The organism is Bradyrhizobium sp. CER78, from assembly GCF_029846235.1.
Taxonomy (GTDB): Bacteria; Pseudomonadota; Alphaproteobacteria; order Rhizobiales; family Xanthobacteraceae; genus Bradyrhizobium.
Map to the genome: position 1 here is coordinate 1 of NZ_JARVWP010000024.1, position 15,401 is coordinate 15,401.

General features: G+C 65.3%; 15 protein-coding genes. 7 read left to right on the forward strand and 8 right to left on the reverse strand.

The features are described from left to right. Positions 1–76: 76 nt before the first annotated feature. Positions 77–778 (reverse strand): L-2-amino-thiazoline-4-carboxylic acid hydrolase, encoded by a 702-nt coding sequence (locus tag QDT69_RS33505; RefSeq protein ID WP_279710746.1) that lies wholly within the window; start codon positions 776–778, stop codon positions 77–79. A gap of 47 nt (positions 779–825) precedes the next feature. Further along, positions 826–1,218 (reverse strand): RidA family protein, encoded by a 393-nt coding sequence (locus QDT69_RS33510; RefSeq protein WP_279710747.1) that lies wholly within the window; start codon positions 1,216–1,218, stop codon positions 826–828. Positions 1,219–1,345: 127 nt separating this feature from the next. On the opposite strand from QDT69_RS33510, the gene QDT69_RS33515 reads away from it, so the two are divergent. Beyond that, positions 1,346–1,960, forward strand: coding sequence for a LysR family transcriptional regulator (locus QDT69_RS33515; protein ID WP_279710748.1), 615 nt, complete (start codon positions 1,346–1,348; stop codon positions 1,958–1,960). A 130-nt stretch (positions 1,961–2,090) separates the two neighbouring features. On the opposite strand, the gene QDT69_RS33520 is transcribed toward QDT69_RS33515, so the two are convergent. From QDT69_RS33520 to QDT69_RS33535, 4 genes are read right to left on the reverse strand one after another with little or no spacing between them, the layout of a single operon-like run. Next, a complete protein-coding gene (locus QDT69_RS33520) occupies positions 2,091–2,804 on the reverse strand; it encodes an ABC transporter ATP-binding protein (RefSeq protein ID WP_279710749.1) in 714 nt (237 codons plus the stop codon). Further along, positions 2,801–4,570 carry a branched-chain amino acid ABC transporter ATP-binding protein/permease gene (locus QDT69_RS33525; RefSeq protein ID WP_279710750.1) on the reverse strand — a complete coding sequence of 590 codons (1,770 nt, stop codon included), beginning with the start codon at positions 4,568–4,570 and terminating at the stop codon, positions 2,801–2,803. Before QDT69_RS33525 ends, QDT69_RS33520 begins: the two co-directional genes overlap by 4 nt. Next, complete coding sequence (locus QDT69_RS33530; protein WP_279710751.1) at positions 4,567–5,610, reverse strand: branched-chain amino acid ABC transporter permease; 1,044 nt, start codon at positions 5,608–5,610, stop codon at positions 4,567–4,569. The genes QDT69_RS33525 and QDT69_RS33530 overlap by 4 nt, the downstream gene beginning before the upstream one ends. A 42-nt stretch (positions 5,611–5,652) precedes the next feature. Further along, positions 5,653–6,804 carry an ABC transporter substrate-binding protein gene (locus QDT69_RS33535; RefSeq protein ID WP_279710752.1) on the reverse strand — a complete coding sequence of 384 codons (1,152 nt, stop codon included), beginning with the start codon at positions 6,802–6,804 and terminating at the stop codon, positions 5,653–5,655. Between the two features lie 628 nt (positions 6,805–7,432). Here QDT69_RS33535 and QDT69_RS33540 point away from each other — a divergent pair. Genes QDT69_RS33540 through QDT69_RS33565 form a run of 6 tightly spaced genes read left to right on the forward strand, consistent with a single transcriptional unit; the run spans position 7,433 to position 13,149 of the window. Next, the gene (locus QDT69_RS33540; protein ID WP_279710753.1) at positions 7,433–8,215 is read left to right on the forward strand and encodes an aspartate/glutamate racemase family protein; all 783 of its coding nucleotides are present in this window, start codon (positions 7,433–7,435) and stop codon (positions 8,213–8,215) included. A 32-nt stretch (positions 8,216–8,247) separates the two neighbouring features. Continuing rightward, positions 8,248–8,676, forward strand: a complete 429-nt coding sequence (locus QDT69_RS33545) for an organic hydroperoxide resistance protein (protein ID WP_347952182.1) — start codon at positions 8,248–8,250, stop codon at positions 8,674–8,676. A 24-nt stretch (positions 8,677–8,700) separates the two neighbouring features. After that, complete coding sequence (locus tag QDT69_RS33550) at positions 8,701–9,879, forward strand: thiolase family protein (protein ID WP_279710754.1); 1,179 nt, start codon at positions 8,701–8,703, stop codon at positions 9,877–9,879. Next, positions 9,876–11,117 (forward strand): SDR family NAD(P)-dependent oxidoreductase, encoded by a 1,242-nt coding sequence (locus tag QDT69_RS33555; protein ID WP_279710755.1) that lies wholly within the window; start codon positions 9,876–9,878, stop codon positions 11,115–11,117. The genes QDT69_RS33550 and QDT69_RS33555 overlap by 4 nt, the downstream gene beginning before the upstream one ends. Before the next feature lie 34 nt (positions 11,118–11,151). Further along, positions 11,152–11,934, forward strand: a complete 783-nt coding sequence (locus QDT69_RS33560; protein WP_279710757.1) for a cyclase family protein — start codon at positions 11,152–11,154, stop codon at positions 11,932–11,934. A 57-nt stretch (positions 11,935–11,991) separates the two neighbouring features. After that, positions 11,992–13,149 (forward strand): ABC transporter substrate-binding protein, encoded by a 1,158-nt coding sequence (locus QDT69_RS33565; RefSeq protein ID WP_279710758.1) that lies wholly within the window; start codon positions 11,992–11,994, stop codon positions 13,147–13,149. A gap of 53 nt (positions 13,150–13,202) precedes the next feature. On the opposite strand, the gene QDT69_RS33570 is transcribed toward QDT69_RS33565, so the two are convergent. Together QDT69_RS33570 and lpdA are read right to left on the reverse strand one after the other, a co-directional pair. Continuing rightward, a complete protein-coding gene (locus QDT69_RS33570) occupies positions 13,203–13,547 on the reverse strand; it encodes a MarR family transcriptional regulator (RefSeq protein ID WP_279710759.1) in 345 nt (114 codons plus the stop codon). 452 nt (positions 13,548–13,999) lie between these two features. Next, complete coding sequence (gene lpdA / locus QDT69_RS33575; RefSeq protein WP_279710760.1) at positions 14,000–15,397, reverse strand: dihydrolipoyl dehydrogenase; 1,398 nt, start codon at positions 15,395–15,397, stop codon at positions 14,000–14,002. Between the last annotated feature and the right edge of the window lie 4 nt (positions 15,398–15,401).

Consider the following 15,401-nt stretch of genomic DNA (forward strand, 5'->3'; position numbering starts at 1 on the left):
TTCGCGACTGAGGCGAGCGAGCAGCGAGTCCGGTCACGTCCGCTGCGCCACCGGAAGCGGAAGGCAATTCAGAGCATTAGCCAACATGGTGACGGGGGCGAAGTCGCGAGAATCGGAAATTGCAGTGGCTCGCGCCGCCGGCCAATGTTTGCGTTCTTTCCAGGCGGATGCCGCGCGCCGCATAGGCGTCGAAATCAAGCCCGCAAATGTTCGGCAGGATTTCCTTGTCGCCGTGGCGAGCCGCGAACTTGCAAAAGCCGCAGGCCCTGTAATTGATGCCGAATTCAAACTCGTCGCCCGGGCCCGGTTCGACGAAATCGTAGACGAAATCTTCCGGAAACTCGTTCTGATGACTCGCTGTAGCGCTTTTTGTCGCCTGTTCGCGCAGAAAAGCCTGATTCTCGGGCGACATGATTTGACGCCCTGAGGCAAGGCGCTCCGCCTCGGGCTCGGTGAGCAATTGCGCCTTGTAGGTTTCCCGTTCGATTTCGCCGATCATGGAAGGCGACACGCCGTGCCGCCGGAGCACCCGGCTGATGGCCATGAAGCCGGTGAGGCGCATGAAGAAATCGCTCATGCGACTTGTGGCGCCTCCGACATAGGGCATTTGGGTGAGCACGATCTGGAATTCGTCCATCACCTCCTGCCGAATGCGATCGATATCGGCGAGATGCGCGCGCTCGCGCAACATCGCTTCGGCAAGGTCGAGGCGATGGCGCATGGCGGCCTCCATGGCGCCGCGGTGCGACTCGTAAAACGGGTGGATGGTCTCAGTCATTGGATACCTGACACGGTTGGATCGTTGTGACGTCGGGGAAACTGGTTTCACGCGGCGGCGATCGCCTCGATCTCCAGCAGCCATTTGCTGTCGACGGTCCCGGCGATCACGACCGTCAGCGCGGGCTGATGCTCGCCGAGCATCCTGCGACGAATGGTGCGGTTGGCCACGAGCTGATCCTGATCGGTCAGGAACGTGGTGACCTTGACCAGATGCTCGACGCGCAGGCCTGCGGCTGCGAGCACCTCCATGACATTGCGCCAGGTCTGCTCGCATTGGGCCGCAAAACCCTCGGGCACCGTGCCGTCGGATCTCTCGGGCACCTGGCCGCTGATGAACAGCAGGCGGCGATGCTGCGTCAATTCAAGTCCCATGCAGTATCCGCCGGCGGGAGGGTGGACGGTTGCGGGATTGTGGCTGACGATGTGAGCTGCGGGCATGGGCGTCTCCGGATTGCGGCCTGACCGTATCCGGCGGTGTCGCCGCGGCGCAAAGCATGTTTGCTGAGGTTCAGCGCAAGAAAATCTATTGCAAGGCCACCGCCTGTCGGTGTCAAACTCCCGCGCGATGACCTACGCCCTTCCACCTCTCAACGCGCTCCGTGCCTTCGAGGCCGCCGCGCGGCATCTCAGCTTCAAACTGGCCGCACACGAGCTGCACGTGACGCCTGCCGCCGTGGGGCAGCAGGTGAAAGCGCTGGAGGCGCGCCTCGGCGTGCAGTTGTTCGAGCGGCTGCATAAGCAGTTGATCCTGACCGCGGCCGGTCAGGCCTATCTGCCCGGGGTCTCCGAAGGCTTTCGCCAGATCGCGGACGCGACCGCGCAATTGAAACCGGCAGGTGCGGTGCTGCTGCAATTGGGGGTCCATGGCAGCTTCGACCTGCGCCGCCTCAAATTGGCGGAGTTTCGCAGCGCGCATCTCGAAATCGGTTTGCAGGTGCTGCAGCCCGCGGGCCTGCACGAGTTGGCCGAGGGTAAGGTCGACCTGCTGATAGCCCGCGGCCTAGGCCACCATCCGGGCCATCGCTGCGACCGGCTCAATGAGGGATCCGGTTTGGGTGATTGGCTGATTGCGCCTGAAGGCACCGCAGATTGTCCGGAGGTCGTCAGCTTCCGCGAATGGCTGCGCGCCGTGCAGGCCGAGAACCCGCTCGCAAATCGCCGACCTCGTCTGGTCGGATAGCGGACTTGCGCTGCGATAATGGCAGTACACCCCTGATTTGCCCGACGTGTCAAGTCGATTTCGTAAAAAACGAATTCGACCTCGACACCCGCCGGCTGCTTTGCATGGGGTTGTTTTCGATATTTTGGTGTCAGTGCCCGCCGAGGTAGGCGGTGATCAGCCGGGGATCGTGGATGAGGTCCTTGGCGGGGCCCGATTGCACGACCTCGCCGGTCTCCAGCACGTAGCCGTAATCGGCCGTCTCGAGCGCAGCGCGGGCGTTCTGCTCGACCAGCAGGATCGAGACGCCGAGGTCGCGGAGCGAGGCGATGGTGCGGAAGATCTCGCGCACGATCAGCGGCGCGAGGCCGAGGCTGGGCTCGTCGAGCATCAGCAGCGCGGGCTTTGCCATCAGCGCGCGCCCGAGCGCGAGCATCTGGCGCTCGCCGCCGGAGAGCGTGCCGGCGGCCTGACGCTGCCGCTCCCTGAGCCGGGGAAAGCGATCATAGACCTCGTCCAGCGTCTTCTGGACGCCGGAGCGATCACGCAGGCTGTAGGAGCCGAGCAGAAGGTTGTCGGCGACCGACATGTCGGAGAACAGCTCGCGCTTCTCCGGAACCAGGCAGAGCCTGCGCTCGACGCGGTCCTCGACCGACATTTTCCGGATGTCGCTGCCGCGGAACACCATGCTGCCGCGCGATGCGAGCAGGCCGATGGCAGCCATCAGCAGCGTGGTCTTGCCGGCGCCGTTCGGGCCGATCACGGTGACGATCTGTCCCTCGTCGACCGACAGCGAGACGTTGCGGACGGCCTCGACGTTGTCGTAGCAGACGGTGACGTCGGTCATGGACAACATCTGGCTCACGCGACGCCTCCGAGATAGGCCTCTTGCACCCGCTCGTCGCTGCGGATCGCGCTTGGAGCGCCCTCGCAAAGCTTGGAGCCGAAGTCGAGCACCACGATGCGATCGACCAGCGACATCACGAACTCCATGTCGTGCTCGACGATCAGGATGGTCAGGTGATCCGCCCGCAGCGAGCGGAGCAGCTCCGCCAGTCGCAGCTTTTCCTGTCGACGCAGGCCCGCCGCCGGCTCGTCCAGCACCAGCAGCGCGGGATCGGCGGCGAGGGCGCGCGCGATCTCGAGGATGCGCTGGTTGCCGAGCGGAAGGTTGCCCGCGAGCTCGAACGGCTTGTCGCCGAGCCCGACGCGCTCGAGCTGCATCAGCGCCTCGTGCCGGGCGCTGGCTTCCTCGCGCCGATTGAGGCGAAACGCGCCGGCGAACAGGCCGCTGCTGGTTCGGCTGTGGGTGCCGAGCATGACGTTCTCCAGCAGGCTCATGCGCGGCCGCAGCTTGACATGCTGGAAAGTCCGGGCGACGCCGGCCTTGGCGATGCGGGATTGCGGATCGCGCGTGATCGTGCGTCCCGCGAAGACGATGTCGCCCTTGCTGACCCGCAGCGCGCCGGTCAGGCAGTTGAACATCGTGCTCTTGCCGGCGCCGTTCGGACCGATCACGGCGAGGATTTCGCCCGACCTCACCTCGAAGCTGACATTGTTGACCGCAACCAGGCCGCCGAACCGGCGCTCGGCGCCATCAACCTTCAGAAGCAGCTCGCCCGGCGTCGGCTGCGGGCGGCGCGGCAGCGGCGGCGCCGGCTTTGGCCGCTCGCGCCGGATCTTCGGCAGGTAGCGCGCGATCGTGGGAACGATGCCCTGCCGCGCCCATTGCAGGAACAGGATGAACAGCGCGGAGAAGGCGACGATCTCGAGCTGTCCGGACGCGCCCTTGGCGATCAGCGGCAGATAATCCTGCACGCTGTTCTTCAGCAGGGTGACGATGGCCGCACCGACGACCCCGCCAAGCAGGCTGCCGGCGCCGCCGACCATCGTCATCATCAGATATTCGATGCCCATGCTGGCATCGAACGGACCCGGGCTGATGAAGCGGCTCATATGCGAGTAGAGCCATCCGGAGAGCGAGGCCAGGAACGCCGCGATCACGAACGTCACGAGCTTGATCCGGAAGGCGTTGATGCCGAGGCTCTCGACGAGCGTGTTGCCACCGCGCAGCGCCCGCATGGCGCGGCCGAGCCGCGAGTCCAAGAGATTGTAGCCGAGCAGGAGCACCAGGGCGACGATGCCCCAGATCAGGTAATAGATTTGCCCGCTGGAGACGAGCGCGAAGGAGCCGAGCCTGATCGGCGGTATCGACGAGATGCCGTTGAAGCGGCCGAGCCCGTCGACGTTGCCGAACAGGAAGCCGATCGCAAGGCCCCAGGCGACGGTCGAGAGCGAGAGGAAATGGCCCTGCAGGCGCAAGGTGACGACGCCGAGGATGGCCGCAACGCTGCAGGTCAGCACGACCCCGAACAGCAGGCCGAGCCAGGGCGATTGCCCGTTCAGCGCAGAGACCCACGCCGTCGCATAGGCCGCGATGCCGACGAATGCAGCCTGTCCGAACGACACGATGCCGCCGACGCCGGTGAGCAGCGCGAGGCCAATGGCGACGAGCGAATAGATGCCGATATAGTTCATCAGCGTGATGCTGAACGGGCTCAGGACGACGGGCGCGAGTGCGAGGCACGCGAGCGCCGCGGCGGCAGCGAGCTGAACATGAAGGCGCGTCATTCCTCGATCTCCTCCTCGGAATGCAGCGAGGCGAGGGATCGCCAGATCAGGATCGGAATCAGCAGCGAGAACACGATCACGTCTTTCAGCGCACTGCTCTGGAACGATGCGAAGCTTTCGAGGATGCCGACCCCGACCGCGCCGATCGCGGCGCCGGGATAGCTCGTCATGCCGCCGACGATGGCACCGACGAACGCTTTCAGGCCGATCAGGAAACCGGAATCGTAGAACACGGTATTGACCGGCGCGATCAGGATGCCCGATACGCCGGCCATCAGCGAACCGAGCAGGTAGGCGATGGTGCCGGCGCGCGCCGGCCGGATGCCCATCAGGCGGGAGCCGGTCCGGTTCACCGCGGTGGCGCGCAGCGATTTGCCGACCAGAGTGAAGTCAAAGAACAGATAGAGCAGGCCGCTGAAGACCAGCGCGGCGATCACGATCAGCATGGTCTGACCCGAGATCAGGACGCCGGCGAACTCCGTCGAGAACGACGTCAACGGCTCGGTCCGGACCCCTTCAGGGCCGAAGAACAGCAGGCCAAGACCGACCAGCGCGAAGTGCAGCGCCACGGAGACCGTCAGCAGCAACAGCACCGTGCCGTCGGCGATCGGACGGAACACGATCCGGTCGAGCAGCGGGGCAATCGGCGTGATCAGCATCAGCGCCAGCAGCAACCGGACCGCGAGCGGCGGGTCTATCCGCATGGCGAGCCAGGCGATGCCGACCACCGCCAAGGGAATGGCGAGATAGAACAGCAGCGCGCGCGGCAGCAGGCGGATATCGCCGCTGCGAACGAGCGAAATGACCTCGATCAAGGTCGCAAGGCACGCCAGCACCACGACCAGCGCGCCGGTCCCGGGAAAGCGCTTGGCATCGAGCGCCGCAAGCGTCAGCGCGGTGAAGGCGGCGATGTCGCCGAACGGAATGAAGATGACCCGGGTCACCGTGAAGATGAGCACGGTTCCGATCGCCACCAGCGCGTAGACTGCGCCAGTGGCGATTCCGTCGATCCCAAGAATAGCCGCGATGTCGCTCGTCATTGAGACGCCGTTCCCCCGTTCTGGCCGCCTGCCATCTTCCGACTATGGCGCGTATTTCCAGGCGCCGCCGGTCAGGCGGACCACGACCAGCGAGCGCTCGTCGACGCCGGTCACCGCACCGGGCTTGAAGTTGTAGACGGCATGCACGCCCGGCAGTTCCTTGGTGCTGAGGATGGCGTCGCGCAGCGCGGTGCGGAATTCCGCCGTGCCGGGCTTCGCGGTCTTCAGCGCCCGCTCGGCGGCGTTGGCAAAGATCAGCCAGGCATCGAAGGAGTAGGCCGAGAACCCGTCGGTGGTCGGAATGTTGTGGGTCTTCTGGTAGACCGCGCGGAAGTCGAGCGCGATCTTCTTGGCGAAGTGGTCGTCCGGAAGCTGTTCGGCCACGATCACGGGGCCGGCGGACACCTGAATGCCCTCGGCGGCCTTGCCGCCCACGGTGACGAAGTCCGGATTGACCAGCGCCACGGTGCCGTAGGTATTGCCCTTGAAGCCGCGCTCGGAGAGCGTGATGAGCGGCAGCGCGCCCTGCGTGCCGGAGCCGCCGATCAGGACGGCGTCGGGACGTGCGGCCATGACCTTCAGGATCTGCGCAGTCACCGAGGTATCGGTGCGGGCATAGCGCTCGTTGGTCTGCACCTTGATGCCGTCGGTCGGCTCGGCGGCCTTGGCGCCGTTGTAGACGAGGTCGCCCCACGCATCGGAGAAGCCGATATAGCCGATGTTCTTCATGCCGTCGCGCTTCATCCGGTCCGCGACGATCTTGACCAGCAGCGAAGCCGGCTGCGGCACCGCGACGACCCATTGCTCCGGCGAGTCAGGAAGCTTGCCGAGGGGCGAGATCGCGATCATCGGCACCTTCAATTCGCTGGCGACGGCCGCCATGGCAATGGTCGAGGGGGTCGTCGCGGTGCCGATGATGAGGTCGACCTTCTCCTCCTCGACGAGCTTGCGCGCGTTGCGCGTCGCGGCCGACGGATCGGAGCCGTCGTCGAGCTGGATCAGGCGGATGGTCTCGCCGTTGATCGTCTTCTTGTATTCATAGGCGGCATTGATGCCGCGCCCATAGGGGATGCCGATCGATGCGCCGTTGCCGCTCAGCGAGGTGACGAAGCCGATCGTGATGTCGGCCTGCGCCGCCGGCGCCGCGAAGATGCCCGCGACGAGTGCGAGTAACCCCAGAGTCTTCTGCCGCATTTGCGTTGTCCTCCGTTGATGCTGGGTACGAAAGTCTGGAAGCCGGGCAGGGGCCCGAGCCGCGAACGAACCGATTGAAGGCATTGCTGCAGCGCCAGACGCTGGGCGCGGCGAGGGGAAGTTTTGCTGGGCCGGGGCGTCAGCGGCCATGGCGAGGCGTGCCGCTCGAATAGCGGGCGGGGCGACTGCAGCCCGCGGGTATCTGTCGAAGCGAAAGAAGACGAATGCCGCCGCCGCGCTGCGCGGTCGGCGATGCTGCTGCCGGCCGTTGCGGCCCGACGCTAGTCCACGCGATCGAGTTTCTCAAAATCGGTGCCCTGCAACATCATCGTCATGGCCACCGGTAGCGGCCGGTGGTCGATTACTTAAAGCCTAAAGTATTCTCCGTGGCGCCGTCAACACGTGTCACGGGGCTGTCAGAAAAAAATGTTGCTGCATACAATTTCGTCCGCGCGCGCCATTTTCCTTCATTTCTTTGTCCCGAAAAACGGGCCCTCTGGTTGCGATAGAGCGGTCGCCTTGGCGGGCTCCGCCGCGCGCATTTGACGCGTCAATTAGTTTATGGTTGAAATATCTCCGTCGGCAGGCCGACGGCCGACGCTCCCGTCACCGTTCGAGGAGAAGGGCGATGCGCATCTTCTGGCAGAGTTTCGTCGAGGCGAGCGTGAACGCGCCCTATATGGCGCGGCTGTCGGAGTATCTAAACAATATTGCCGCGCCCGGCACGACGGTTCAGGTCGAGGGCATTTCGCCGCCCGATCGGGAGTTCGGCCGGCTCGCCGAATTGCGCTGTGCGGTTCAGGCGATCGACAACGGCATCGCGGCGGAAGAGAACGGGTTCGACGCCTTCGTGATGGGCCACTTCCAGGATCCCGGACTTTACGAGCTCCGCTCGACGCTCGACATTCCCGTGATCGGCACCGGCGAGGCGACGTTGCTGGCAGCCTCGCAGCTCGGCCGGCGCCTCGGCCTCGTGACGCTCGATCTCGTCTTCGAGGTCTGGCACTACGAGCAGGCCGAACGTTACGGCCTAGGTGATCGCGTCGTCCACGTGACCGGCCTCGGTTGCAAACCGGAGGATTTCGCACATGCGTTCGCGGGCGATCAGGCTGCCTATGCCCGGATGATCGAGGATTTCCTGGCTTGCGCCCTTCCACTGGTGGAGCGCGGAGCCGATGTGGTGATCCCCGCCGGCGTGCTGCCGGGCCTCCTGATTGGGCGCGAGCATGGCCTGAAGGTCGGGCACGCGCCGGTCGTGAACTGCGCGGCGGTGGCATTGAAGAGCGCCGAGATGTGGGTGCAGCTCAGGCAGCTCAACGGCACCGAGCCGAGCCGCGGGCCGAGCTTCAAACGCGCCAGCGCGCTCGCCCGTGACGATTTCCGGGCGATGCTCGCGCGCAACAAGCGCTAACGCGAACGCCGCTGAGTTCTGGAGAGCTAGACATGATGAGACCCGAGAAGATCCTGTACGAGACCGAGGTGACGGCGACGGGGGGCCGCGACGGCAAGGCCGCCAGTGCCGACGGCCTGCTGTCGGTGTCGCTGTCCGTGCCGAAATCGCTGGGCGGACCCGGTGGCGAGGGGACCAACCCGGAGCAGCTCTTTGCAGCCGGCCATGCCGCGTGCTTTCTTGGCGCGGTCAAGCTCGTGGCGCGCACCAGGAAGATCGCGCCCTCTGCCGAGCCATCCGTCTTTGCGAAGGTTGCCATGGGACCGGTCCCCGTCGGCTATGCGCTCGCGGTCGAGCTGAAGGTCAATCTGCCCGGCGTCGAGAGGGCGGTGGCGGAGGAGATCGTCGCGGGCGCGCACGAGCGCTGCCCCTATTCGAATGCGACTCGTGGCAATATCGACGTCAAGCTGACGGTGATCTGAGGCGGCAGGTAAGGCAGGCGGCTGGTGAAAAATTCGCTGCGCACACCGTATGACGGCATCGTGATGGCGGCTCCCGTCACGATCCCCTATGCGCGCTACTCCATCGAGAGCGCGCAATGGTGGATTGGACGCGCGCTGAGCGCGCTGGTCGCGAAGGCCGGCATCAAGGCGTCGGACATCGACGGCCTGTGCGTTTCCAGCTTCACCATGGGGACTGACAGCGGGATTGGACTGACGCAGCATTTCGGGCTTTGCGTCAGATGGCTGGACACGATCCCGCTCGGCGGCGCCAGCGCCATCGCGGCGTTGCGGAAGGCAGCGCGCGCGGTGCAGGCACGCGATGCCGATATCGTGGCCTGCGTGGCCGGCGATACCAACCACGTCGATTCGTTCCGCCTGACGCTCGAGAATTTCTCGCGCTTCAACCAGGACGCGGTCTATCCCTATGGTGCAGGCGGCGCCAATGCGAGCTTCGCGCTGATTGCGCGCAACTACATGCGGACGTATGGCGTCACGCGAGAGGATGTCGGCAGGATCGCAGTCGCCCAGCGCGCCAACGCGCTGCGCAACCCGCATGCACTGATGAAGGCGCCATTGACGATCGAGCAGTATCTGGCGGCGCGTCCGATTTCCGATCCCATTCATCTGTTCGATTGCGTGATGCCATGTGCCGGGGCCGAGGCCTTCCTCGTGATGCGGGACGAGACCGCGGCATCGCTGGGCTTGCCGGCCGCGCGATTGCTGTCGACCATCGAGCGGCACAATGCCTTCGCCGACGATCCGATGCAGGTGCGCGGCGGCTGGGCGATGGATATCGGCGAGCTCTACGCGATGGCCGGCGTGAAGCCTGACGATCTCGATGTCGTGCAGACCTATGATGACTATCCGGTCATCACGATGATGCAATTCGAGGATCTCGGCTTCTGCAACAAGGGTGAGGGCGCGGCCTTCGTGCGTCAGCACGACCTGACGATTGACGGCGACTTCCCGCACAACACCTCGGGCGGCCAACTGTCTGCCGGGCAGGCCGGCGCCGCCGGCGCCTATCTCGGGCTGGTCGAAGGATTGCGGCAGGTGCTGGGACAAGCCGGTTCGACGCAGGTCAAGGATGCAAAGCTCGGTCTGGCCGCCGGCTTCGGTATGATCAACTATGACCGCGGCCTGGCCTCCGGTGCCGCGATCTTTGCAGGGCCTGCGCGATGATCGATCCGATTGAGTCACCCCGGCGCAAGAACCCGCTGCTGCGGACGCGGCTTCCGGCGTCGCCGCCGCGGCCGCGCAGCAGGACATCGCACGGGTTCACGCGCGCTGCCGCCGAAGGACGCTTCATGCTGCAACGCTGCGAGGCGTGCGGCGCTTTCGCCTATCCGGCACGCGAGGCGTGCCCCGCCTGCCTGTCGGCGGCTCTTACCTTCGTCGATGCGCCGCGCCGCGGCGCGCTGCTGGCCGAAACCACGGCGCGGGTGCCGAGCGACGTTTACTTCCGCGAGCGGGCGCCCTGGCGCATCGGTCTCGTCAGGATGGACTGCGGTCCGACGATGGTGGCGCATCTGCATGCCGACTGTGTCGAGGGCGCGCCCGTCATGATGTCGTTTCAGCTCGACAAGAGCGGTCAGGCGGTGGCCTTTGCCCGACCCGAGAGGGAGACTCCCAACATGGCAGACGACCGGCAATGGCGGGAAATGACCGCCGATCCGAAATTCCGGCGTGTGCTGGTGACCAACGGCCGCAGCCTGATCGGCAAGGAGGCCGTTGCGGCGCTGAAGGCCGCGGGCGCGAAGACGGTGTTCGTCGGCGTTTCCGAACCGTGGCGGCCTTTTGCCGGTGAGCAGCTGTTGCGCGGACAACAAGGGATCGAAGTCGTGACGCTCGACGCGGCCGACGAAAAGTCGGCGGCTGATCTCGCAGCCGACATCGGCGGCAAGGTCGATATCCTCGTCAACACGACGGAATATGTACGGCCCGGCGGCCTGCTCGACCGTAGGGGCACGAGCATCGCGCGCGACGAGATCGACCAGGCCTATCTCGGCTTCATCAACCTTGCGCAGGCCTTCGGTCCCACGATGCGGATGCGGGGCGCTGATGGCATCAACAGCAGCGCCGCCTGGGTCAATATCCTGTCGGTCCATGCGCTGGCGAACTGGCCCGCTTTCGGCGCCTACTCGGCATCGCAAGCCGCCTGTCTGTCGCTGTCGCATTGTCTTCGCGCGGAACTTCGGCCCGGCGGCGTCAAGGTGATGAACCTGTTCACGGGGCCGGTCGACACCGAGTGGTTCCAGACCGTGCCGCCGCCCAAGGTCGCACCGCGCGCTGTTGCGCAGGCGATCGTGTCCGGGCTCAAGGGGGGGCTCGAGGAGATCTATGTCGGGGACGTCGCCGAGGAAATCAGGCAGCGTCTTGCCGCCAATCCGAAAGCGCTCGAGCGCGAGCTCGACAGATAAAATCAGGATCTCAACAAAGCGGGAGGACGTCACAATGCAAGGCAAGAATCTCCTGGAGCTGGCTGGTGCAATTTCGTCCGGCGCGGTGCGCGTCGTCGATCTGACCTTCACGCTCAGTCCGGATTTCCCGGTCATCGTGCTGCCGCCGGAGTTCGGCCAGGCGGCTCCGGTCCGGATCCAGGAGATATCGCGCTATGACGGTCGCGGTCCGGCCTGGTACTGGAACAACGTGACGTTCGGCGAGCACACCGGCACGCATTTCGACGCGCCGATTCACTGGTTCACCGGCAAGGACCTGCCGAACAATTCGGTCGACACGATGCCTGTCAAGGACATGATCGCGCCGGCCTGCGTGATCGACTGCTCGGCAGGCGCGGCAAAGGATCCTGATTTCGTGCTCACGGTCCCGCTCGTCGAAGCCTGGGAGGCAAAGCACGGACGGATTCCCGAGCGGCATTGGGTGCTGCTGCGTACCGACTGGTCGAAGAAGGGCTGGCGCGACTACGCCAATCTCAGGGATGACGGCGCGCACACGCCGGGCCCGAATCCGGCCGTCATGAAATGGCTGGTGGAGGAGCGCGGCATCATCGGCTTCGGCACCGAGACGATCGGCACCGACGCGGGGCAGGCCGGCCATTTCGAGCCGCCTTATCCGGCGCATCACTTCCTGCATGGCGCCGGCCGCTATGGCCTGCAGTGTCTGTGCAACCTCGATCAGCTTCCCGCCACCGGGGCTGTCATCGTGGCTTCGCCCTTGAAGATCCGGAACGGTTCCGGCAGCCCGCTGCGCGTGATCGCTTTGGTCTCGGCGGACTGAGCTGAGCGGATGGCGCTTGCCCACGGAAGAAACGCAAAATCAAGAAAGACAGGTGCCGTGATCTCGATGAAGACCCTGCTGGCCTCGGCCGCGTTGCTTGTCGCCGTTCCGCAGGTCGGGCAGGCGGAGATCCTCGTCGGGTTCGTCACCGGCCTCAGCGGGCCGGTGTCGTCGATCGGGATTCCCAATGCAAAGGGGATCGCGGCCGGTGAGGCCTATGTCGGCGAAGTCGGCGGTGAGAAGCTCCGCGTCATTCAGCTCGACGACGCTTCCGATCCCACGGCGTCGGCGCGCAACGCGCGCAAGCTCGTCGAGCAGGAGAAGGTCGACATCCTGATCGGCACATCAGGCGCGCCGCAGACGCTGGCGATGGCGACGGCCGCGATCGAGATGAAGATTCCGATGATCGCGGTGTCGCCGATCGCACCGGTACCATCAGGCGATGGCGGGCCTTGGGTCGTGCAGACGCCGCAGCCGACGCCGCTTCTGGTCCAGGGCATCGTCGATCACATGAAGGCGCGCGGGTTGAAGACCGTCGCGTTCATCGGCTTCTCGGATGCCTTCGGCGACCTCATGTACGACTCGCTGTCGCAAAGCGCCAAGGCGGCCGACATCAAGGTCATCGCCAACGAGCGATACGCCCGATCGGATTCGTCGGTGACGGCTCAGGTGCTGCGCGCGTTGGCGGCGCGGCCCGACGCCATCATGCTTGGCGGCACGGGAACGCCGGGTGCGCTGCCGGTGATCGCTCTGTCCGAACGCGGATACAAGGGGCCGCTCTACGGCAACCATGGGCTGATCAGCGCCGACTTCCTGAGGCTCGCCGGCAAGGCCGCCAACGGAATCATTTGCCCGACCGGGCCGGTGACCGCGGCCGAGCAGCTTCCGGCCAGCAATCCGATCCAGAAGATTGCGCTGGATTTCCGCGCCGCCTTCGAGAAGGCAAACGGTGAGCCGCCGACCGACTCGTTCTCGTCCTATTCCTTCGATGGCTGGCTGGTGCTCGTCGATGCGGCCAAGCGCGCGATGGCGACCGGCGCCAAACCGGGCTCGCCGGAATTCCGCATCGCTCTTCGCCAGGCGCTATTCACCACCAAGGAGCTGGCGGGGACACAGGGCGTCTACTCCTACACACCGGCGGATCGGCATGGAGTCGATGCCCGCTCGCGCATCCTGGTTCAGATCGAGGACGGGAAGTACAAGCTGCTGCCCTGAGCGGCAGGATGCGCCGGAGGGCATTCCGCTGCGGCGCCGGTCGCACCGTCACTTCACGGCTTCTGCATCGCGTCCCTGACGGCGCCCTTGAGCTCGTCGAGTTCGCGGGTCAACCCATCGAGCCGGTCAGCGGGGAATCCCGCCAGCAGTTCGGCCAGCCATGAGCCGTGGCTCTTGGCCATGCGCCTGAAGGCTTTCCGGCCCTCGACGGTCATGCAAACGATCTGCACGCGCCGATCCAGGTTTGAAGGCGTGCGGGTGATAAAGCCGTCCTCGACTAGCCGATCGACAATCGGTGTCAGATTGCCGGCAGAGACCATCAGCCGCTTCGGCAGCTCGCCCAGCACCAATCCGCTCGGCTCGCGATCAAGCTGGGCAAGGACGTCGAAGCGCGGCATCGTGAAATCGAATTCCTCGCGGAACCGGCGCCGCAGCTCGCCCTCGATCAGGGTTGTGCAGGCGAGCAGCCGAAGCCAAAGCCGTGTCTGAGCCTTGTACTCGGCCTCCTGATCACCCCCGTTCCTGGGTGAAACAGGCGGGGACGCCTTCGCGACTGCCAAATCAAATCTCCTGAGGCATCCGGGCCCGTTGAAGGTGACGGCCTCGATGTCGTCCGCAAGATAGTTCGTGCCAAAAGTAAATTCAAGGCTCGTTCAGGGGACACGGATCGGCTCTGCGGCGTACGGAATTTTGCGGTGCGCGGCATGCCGGAAGGCGGTCTACGCAGTTTCCCGGCAAGTGCTCTGGCGATCCCTGGCAGGCACAGATGTTTTATGTTTAAAATAAAAACCGAGCATCGCTACCCGCGGCACCGGGTGCTGCAGCCGGCGCGGGTGTGATTGCCCGCACGTCAAATATGAATTGCGTGCCCTAGCGATCTGAGCGCGGCTTCGTGAAAGCCTTCGCTTTGGGTCGGATGCGCATGGATTGTCGCGGCGATATCCTCGAGGCGCGCGCCCATCTCCAGCGCGAGGCTGAAGGCTGCCGAAAGCTCGGCAATGCCCGCACCGACGCCCTGGATTCCGAGCAGGACATGGTTGTCGGCGCGCGCCACGGTCCGGATGAAGCCGTCCTCCCGATCCAGGGTCAGTGCACGTCCGTTGGCCTTGAACGGAAACAGATCGGTCTTGATGCTGAAACCGGTCCGGCTCGCTTCGCTCGGTGACAGGCCGACAGTGACGATCTCAGGGTCGGTGAAGCAGATCGCCGGAATCGAAACCCGGTCCCAGGCGCGGCGGTGCCCGGCGATGATCTCGGCCACCATCTCGCCTTGCGCCATCGCGCGATGCGCCAGCATCGGCTCGCCCGTGACGTCTCCGATCGCAAAAACGCCGCGCATCGAGGTCCGGCATCGATCATCGATGCGGATGAAGGGGCCGTCCATGTCGAGGTCAAGCAGTTCGAGGCCGAAGCCCGAGGTCGCCGGTTTGCGACCGACGGTGACGAGGATATTGTCGGCTTCGAGCGTCGCCTGTCCGCCATCGCCGGTCTCGACTTCAAGCCCAGCGCCGCCCGCGGCAAGCGCCTTGGCTTTTGCGCTCGTGAGAACCGTCACGCCCAGCGCGCGTAGTCGCCTGGCAACGGGTTCGCTGATCTCTCCATCATATTGTGGCAGGATGCGCGGTGCGGCCTCGACCACGGTGACGGCGGCCCCGAATTTGGCGAAGGCGGTACCGAGCTCGAGCCCGATATAGCCGCCGCCCACTACAACCAGCCGCTTTGGCACTTCGGCAAGTGCCAGCGCCTCCGTCGATGAGATGACGCGGCCACCGAACGGAAGCGACGGCAGCTCGATCGGCAACGCCCCCGTCGCGATCACGATCGCTTCGGCATGGATCAGCTGAATGCCGTTTGCCATCCGAACCTCGACGGTCTTGCCGTCGTGAAAGCTGGCACGCCCGGCCACGGACCTGACGCCGGCGCGCTTCAACAGGCCCGCCACGCCGCCATTGAGGCGGCGGACGATGTCGTCCTTCCAGGCGATCGTCCTGGCGAAGTCGAGTGATGGTTTAGCCGCGGAGATGCCGAGGGCGCTTTTGCCCTCGGCGGCGCATGCGACCGTCTCGTACGCGTCGGCGGCATGGATCAGCGCCTTCGAGGGGATACAGCCGATATTGAGGCAGGTGCCACCAGGCTTTTGGGCCTCGACGACGATCGTATCGATGCCGAGCTGGCCGGCCCGGATTGCGCAGGCATAGCCGCCGGGGCCCGCGCCAATCACCAGAAGCTTGCAGGAGAGTTCGTCCATGGCC

Excerpts from the sequence above, each read along its gene's own strand:
- QDT69_RS33555 (WP_279710755.1), top strand. The coding sequence starts at position 9,876 with ATGATCGATCCGATTGAGTCACCCCGGCGCAAGAACCCGCTGCTGCGG.
- lpdA (WP_279710760.1), bottom strand. The coding sequence starts at position 15,397 with ATGGACGAACTCTCCTGCAAGCTTCTGGTGATTGGCGCGGGCCCCGGC.
- QDT69_RS33560 (WP_279710757.1), top strand. The coding sequence starts at position 11,152 with ATGCAAGGCAAGAATCTCCTGGAGCTGGCTGGTGCAATTTCGTCCGGC.
- QDT69_RS33510 (WP_279710747.1), bottom strand. The coding sequence starts at position 1,218 with ATGCCCGCAGCTCACATCGTCAGCCACAATCCCGCAACCGTCCACCCT.
- QDT69_RS33540 (WP_279710753.1), top strand. The coding sequence starts at position 7,433 with ATGCGCATCTTCTGGCAGAGTTTCGTCGAGGCGAGCGTGAACGCGCCC.
- QDT69_RS33505 (WP_279710746.1), bottom strand. The coding sequence starts at position 778 with ATGACTGAGACCATCCACCCGTTTTACGAGTCGCACCGCGGCGCCATG.
- QDT69_RS33545 (WP_347952182.1), top strand. The coding sequence starts at position 8,248 with ATGATGAGACCCGAGAAGATCCTGTACGAGACCGAGGTGACGGCGACG.
- QDT69_RS33570 (WP_279710759.1), bottom strand. The coding sequence starts at position 13,547 with ATGCCGCGCTTCGACGTCCTTGCCCAGCTTGATCGCGAGCCGAGCGGA.
- QDT69_RS33525 (WP_279710750.1), bottom strand. The coding sequence starts at position 4,570 with ATGACGCGCCTTCATGTTCAGCTCGCTGCCGCCGCGGCGCTCGCGTGC.
- QDT69_RS33530 (WP_279710751.1), bottom strand. The coding sequence starts at position 5,610 with ATGACGAGCGACATCGCGGCTATTCTTGGGATCGACGGAATCGCCACT.
- QDT69_RS33515 (WP_279710748.1), top strand. The coding sequence starts at position 1,346 with ATGACCTACGCCCTTCCACCTCTCAACGCGCTCCGTGCCTTCGAGGCC.
- QDT69_RS33535 (WP_279710752.1), bottom strand. The coding sequence starts at position 6,804 with ATGCGGCAGAAGACTCTGGGGTTACTCGCACTCGTCGCGGGCATCTTC.